General features: G+C 67.7%; 5 protein-coding genes. 1 reads left to right on the forward strand and 4 read right to left on the reverse strand.

Annotated features, from left to right (window positions below):
• Positions 1-120: 120 nt before the first annotated feature.
• The 4 genes from VW23_RS02985 to VW23_RS03000 form a co-directional block, all read right to left on the reverse strand.
• Positions 121-1305, reverse strand: coding sequence for an L-talarate/galactarate dehydratase (locus VW23_RS02985; protein ID WP_069908110.1), 1185 nt, complete (start codon positions 1303-1305; stop codon positions 121-123).
• Positions 1306-1398: 93 nt separating this feature from the next.
• The gene (locus tag VW23_RS02990) at positions 1399-2127 is read right to left on the reverse strand and encodes a FadR/GntR family transcriptional regulator (RefSeq protein ID WP_069908111.1); all 729 of its coding nucleotides are present in this window, start codon (positions 2125-2127) and stop codon (positions 1399-1401) included.
• A 124-nt stretch (positions 2128-2251) separates the two neighbouring features.
• Positions 2252-3466 carry an MFS transporter gene (locus tag VW23_RS02995; RefSeq protein ID WP_069908112.1) on the reverse strand — a complete coding sequence of 405 codons (1215 nt, stop codon included), beginning with the start codon at positions 3464-3466 and terminating at the stop codon, positions 2252-2254.
• Positions 3467-3742: 276 nt separating this feature from the next.
• On the reverse strand, positions 3743-4651 hold the full coding sequence (locus VW23_RS03000; RefSeq protein ID WP_069908113.1) for an alpha/beta hydrolase: 909 nt from the start codon (positions 4649-4651) through the stop codon (positions 3743-3745).
• A gap of 140 nt (positions 4652-4791) precedes the next feature.
• Between VW23_RS03000 and VW23_RS03005 the strand changes: the two genes are divergently transcribed.
• Positions 4792-5037 (forward strand): hypothetical protein, encoded by a 246-nt coding sequence (locus tag VW23_RS03005; protein ID WP_069908114.1) that lies wholly within the window; start codon positions 4792-4794, stop codon positions 5035-5037.
• Positions 5038-5074: the final 37 nt, after the last annotated feature.

Genomic DNA, 5074 nt, shown 5'->3' on the forward strand with positions numbered 1-5074 from the left:
CTAGGTCGCTCGTCGGCAGCGTCAGAGGTGTATAAGAGACACACCACCCCCTCCCTCAATCCCTCCCCTCAAGGGGGAGGGAGGCGATCGCATCTGTCTCCGCAGCAAAGCAGCGGGACATCACCGCCGCTTGCCGATCTCGGCGCTGTCCACCGTCCACGCCAATGCCTGATCGCTGAGCGTAAACCCTAGGCCGGGGCGGTCGGAGACGAGCATGCGTCCGTCCTTGATTTCGAGATGCTCGTTGAACAGCGGGTCGAGCCAGTCGAAATGCTCGACCCAGGTGTCGTGGGCATAGGCCGCCGCGAGATGGAGGTGAATCTCCATGGCGAAGTGCGGCGCCATTTTGAGGTATTTCTGCTCGGCGATGGTGGCGATCTTCAGGAACTGGGTGATGCCGCCGACCCGCGGCGCATCGGGCTGGATGAAATCCACCGCGTCGTGCTGGATCAGCGCCAGGTGCTCGGCGACGCTGGTCAGCATCTCGCCCGAAGCGATCGGCGTCACCAGGTTAGCCGCCAACCGGGCATGACCCTCGACGTCGTAGGCATCGAGCGGCTCTTCGATCCAGACGAGGTTGAACTCCTCGAGCGCCCGCCCGACCCGTTCGGCGGTCGGCCGGTCCCATTGCTGGTTGGCATCGACCATCAGCGGCACACGATCGCCGACAACCTTCCGTACCGCGTCGAGCCGGGTGAGGTCGGCCATTGGGTCGGGCTGGCCGACCTTGATCTTCAGGCCACCGATCCCGGCGGCGATCGAGGCTTCGCAGTTCTCCACCAGCTGCTCGACCGGCGTCGACAGGAACCCGCCCGAGGTATTGTAGCAGCGCACCGAGTCGCGGCGCGCTCCGAGGAGCTTGGCCAGTGGCAGGCCGGCGCGCTTGGCCTTCATATCCCACAGCGCCACGTCGAAGGCGGCGATGGCCTGCGTCGCGAGCCCGCTGCGGCCGACCGAGGCGCCGGCCCACACCAGCTTGTCCCAGAGCCGGGCGATATCATTGGGGTCTTCGCCGATCAGGTTGGGCGAGATCTCCCTGGCATGGGCGAACAGGCCATAGCCGCCGGCGCGCTTGGAGTAGGAAAAGCCGATGCCGTGGTGGCCGCGCTCGCTCTCGATCTCGGCAAACAGCATCGCTACCTCGGTCAGCGGTTTCTGCCGGCCGGTCAGCACCTTGGCGTCGCTGATCGGCGCCTTGAGCGGCAACAGGATCAGCGACAGTTTGATCCAGGCGATGCGGTCGGTGCTGGCAGCGCCGGGAGCGAGCCCGGCGAGGGGGCCGGCAGCAGGGATGTTTGTCGTCATCGGGAGACTCCGGGGTCAGGCGTGGTCGTCAGGGCTTGAGAGGCCACGTCCTGCCGCGCTGTCGGTGAAAGGGCTGCAGAGTCATATGATAAGCTATGGTGTATTGGCCTGGATCAGCGCCCGATAGCGCTGCTGGCTGCCCTTGAGGTGCTTGCGCATCGCCTCGCGCGCGGCGGCTTCGTCGGCGTTGGCGACGGCCTGGGCGATCTGGCGATGTTCGTCGAGAATGCGGTCGAGATAGGAGGCGCGCACCGCCTCGGCCCCATTGGTCTGGATGGCGAAACGGGGGATGGCCGCCTGGCCGAGCAGGTCAAGGAATTCGGTGAAGCGCGGGTTGTTGGTGGCGGCGGCGATGGCGCGGTGGAAGGCGAAATCCGCCTCGTTGGAGCGCTCGCCGCGGGCGATCTGCGCCGCCACCACATTGTGGGTGCGGAAGATCTCTTCTTCCTGCTGCGGTGAGCGGCGCAGCGCCGCGAGGCCGGCGGCTTCGATCTCGACCGCAGCGCGCAGCTCAAGTGTTTCGAGGATCGAAGAAATCCGCGCCGGATCGATGCTCTGGAAGGCGAAGGCAGGCGGCGCGGTGCGGGCGGTAACGAAGACCCCGGCGCCCTGATGCGACTCGACGATGCCATCGGCCTGCAAGCTGGCCACCGCTTCGCGCACCACGGTACGGCTGACCGCGAAGCGCTCGGTGAGGTGCGATTGCGAGGGCAGCTTGTCGCCGACACTGAAACGGCCGGAGGCGATTTCGGCGCGCAACTCCTCGCTGACCTGTTTGACCAGGCTGCCGCGGGCGCGGCCAACCGGCAGCAGATCCGTCATGAGTTGGCCCCCCTTTGCCCCGCCGACAAACGGGTACGGAGCAGCATATATCGCCGCTTGGCGGATGCAAACCGGCTGGTACGACAAGTGTGGATGGCCACGGTTTCGCGGGGGCATCCGCGGCTCAGCCGCTGAGCGTGTCGACCTTGCGCAAGGCCGGAAACAGGCGGGACCACAGCAGCACCACGGCCAGCGTGCCGATGCCGCCAAAGGCGACGGCGGCGACCGGGCCCATGAAGCCGGCGAAGACGCCGGCGCGGAACTCGCCGAGCTGGTTGGAGGTGCCGATGAACAGCGAGTTCACGGCGTTGACCCGGCCGCGCATGTGGTCGGGGGTGAGCAGTTGGACCAGCGAACTCCGCACCACGACGCTCACCGTGTCGGAGGCGCCGAGGATGATCAGCATCACCACCGAGAGCACGATATTGGTCGAGTAGGCGAAGACGATAGTGGCGACCCCGAAAATTGCGACGGCCCACAGCATCTTGATGCCGACCCGGTGCTGCAGTGGGAAGCGGGCGAGCAGCAGCGACATCACCACCGCGCCAATCGCCGGAGCCATGCGGAGAAAGCCGAGCGCCCAGGGGCCGGCATGGAGGATGTCGCGGGCATAGACCGGCAGCATGGCGGTGGCGCCGCCGAGCAGCACGGCGAACAGGTCGAGCGAGATCGAGCCCAGCATTACCGGCTTACTCTTGATGAACACCACGCCGGCGAACACCGACTCGAAGGTCATCGGGGCACGGGCGGGGAGGGTCGCAGGCTTGTCGATCTGCAGCACATTGTAGCTGGCGACGAGGAACAGCACGCCCGAAGCGAGGAACGGCACCACATCGCCGAAGCCATAGAGAATGCCGCCAAGCGCCGGGCCGATGATCAGCGCGGTCTGCATCACCGAGGTCGAGGTGGCGACGGCGCTCTGCAGCTGCGCGGTGGGGACGATCCCCGGCAGTAGCGCCGCCATGCTGGGTCGCTCGAAGGCCTGGGCGGCGCCGAGCACAGTCACCGCGGCAAAGACGCCCCAGGTCGGCAGCCAGCCCTGCCAGATACCGAGTGCGATGAAGCCCATGGTGATGGCCTCGATCACCTGGCAGACGAGGCCGATCTGGCGGCGGTCGAACTGGTCGGCGACGTGCCCGGCAAAAAAGGTCAGCACCAGCATCGGCAGGAACTGGAACAGCCCGACCAGCCCGAGGTCGAACGGATTGCGGGTGCGATCGTAGATCAGCCAGCCGATCGCCACCGCCGACCCCTGGAACGCCACCGACGAGAGGGCCCGGGACGAGAGGAAATGACGGAACGAGGGGATGTGGATGACGTGCGGTGTAGCGGAGGGCATTGGGTGGCTAGGGAGCATATCGAGGGGGCTGGCTCAAGCGGGACGATAGTCGTGGAGGCTAAGGCGCGGGCAGGGGCGTCCCCTCTCCCCTCAGGGGAGAGGGCTAGGGTGAGGGGTGAGGCAGTTCAGAGTGCTGGGTGATCCAGCATTACTGAGAGGCTGCACCCCTCACCCTAGCTGCGCTAACTCGCTGGCGCTCGTAAGCTGCGCTTGCCCTCTCCCTCGGGGGCGCTATGGCGCTCCCCTAGGAGGGGCGAGGGGACGCCGACTGCCGGCTTAGCGGGCGGGCAACAACCCCCGTACACCCAGCCAGCTCTGCAGCATCTCGGCCCACGGGTCCGACAGCAGCCCCGACTTACCGAAACCAAAACCGTGGGCGCCGTTGCCGAAGACGTGTAGCTCGGCGGGGATGCCGGCGCTGTGCCAGGCTTCGTAGAGGCGGACGGAAGAGAGCGGGGCGACGGATTTGTCGTCGTCGGAAATGGCGAGGAACAGCGGCGGCGCGTCTGACGGTAGCGGCAGGCCGGCGCGATAGGCGGGGTAGATGCCGACGGCGAAATCCGGACGGCTCGCCGCGTCGTGCTCGAACACCGGGCCCATGGTGACGGCGCCGCCGGCCGAGAAGCCGCCGATGCCGATGCGGGTGGGGTCGAGGCCCCAGTCGGCGGCATGCTGGCGGACGAAACGGATGGCCTGCCGGCCGTCCTCTTCGCCCCAGAGGCGCGCCTCGGCGATCGCGGGGTTCGACGGGGGCGCGGCGCCCATCGGGCCGGGCTGGTGCAGCCGGCGCTGCAGTTCGTTGCGGAAATCCAGCAGGTCGGCATCGGCCTCGGGCGTCGGTGCCAGCCGGTATTTCAACACGAAAGCGGTGATGCCGAGCCCGGCGAGCCAACGGGCCATGTCGTAGCCCTCGTGGTCGATCATCAGGAAGTGGAAGGCGCCGCCGGGGGCGACGATCATCGCCGTGCCATTGGCCTTGCCCGGCTCGGGCAGGAAGGCGGTGAGCGTGGGGGTGACGACGTTGCGGGTCAGGCGCCGGCTCGCCGTGGTCCACGGGATCTGCATGGTCGATTCCCGATGCGTCCAGTGCTCCGACCCGGGGGCGCGACCCTCACCCGGCCAGATGCGGTAGATGCCGGCGGCGCCGGGTGCCTCGGGCGGCCGCTGCTGGTCGATGGCGTTCATGTCGTGTCCCCTTGTATGGTAGTTCGCATTGTCGTCAGTGCGGCGCCGAGGGCAAGTGATTTGCAGCATTGGCGGATCGGTACCGGGGCATAGGCGCTGCTCGGTGGCGTCGTTGCCATGTGGGCAGCGGGGCTCGCACGATGCGCGGCGCCCTCGCTACCGCCCCTCCGCACCAGGGCCGCTTCATGGTCGGGCGCGACGCGCGCGGCAAGTGTGTCGTCAGCGACAGCCTGGGGCTCACCGGCGGGGTGTTCACCGACCGGCAGGCGGCGGTGCATTTCGCCATGGTGGAGTGCGACTACGCGCCGGGCGAAGTCTCTGCCGCGCCGCCCGGGCTGGTGCTCAGCGTTGACACGATCTTCGCTGGGCCAGGTCGGGAACAGTGACAGGAGCCGGTGCGGGCTGACCCCCACCCCTGTCCCC

The organism is Devosia insulae DS-56, from assembly GCF_000970465.2.
Classification (GTDB): Bacteria; Pseudomonadota; Alphaproteobacteria; order Rhizobiales; family Devosiaceae; genus Devosia_A; species Devosia_A insulae.

Coding starts and splice junctions, on each gene's coding strand:
- VW23_RS03000 (WP_069908113.1), bottom strand. CDS start 4,651: ATGAACGCCATCGACCAGCAGCGGCCGCCCGAGGCACCCGGCGCCGCC.
- VW23_RS02985 (WP_069908110.1), bottom strand. CDS start 1,305: ATGACGACAAACATCCCTGCTGCCGGCCCCCTCGCCGGGCTCGCTCCC.
- VW23_RS03005 (WP_069908114.1), top strand. CDS start 4,792: ATGCGCGGCGCCCTCGCTACCGCCCCTCCGCACCAGGGCCGCTTCATG.
- VW23_RS02990 (WP_069908111.1), bottom strand. CDS start 2,127: ATGACGGATCTGCTGCCGGTTGGCCGCGCCCGCGGCAGCCTGGTCAAA.
- VW23_RS02995 (WP_069908112.1), bottom strand. CDS start 3,466: ATGCCCTCCGCTACACCGCACGTCATCCACATCCCCTCGTTCCGTCAT.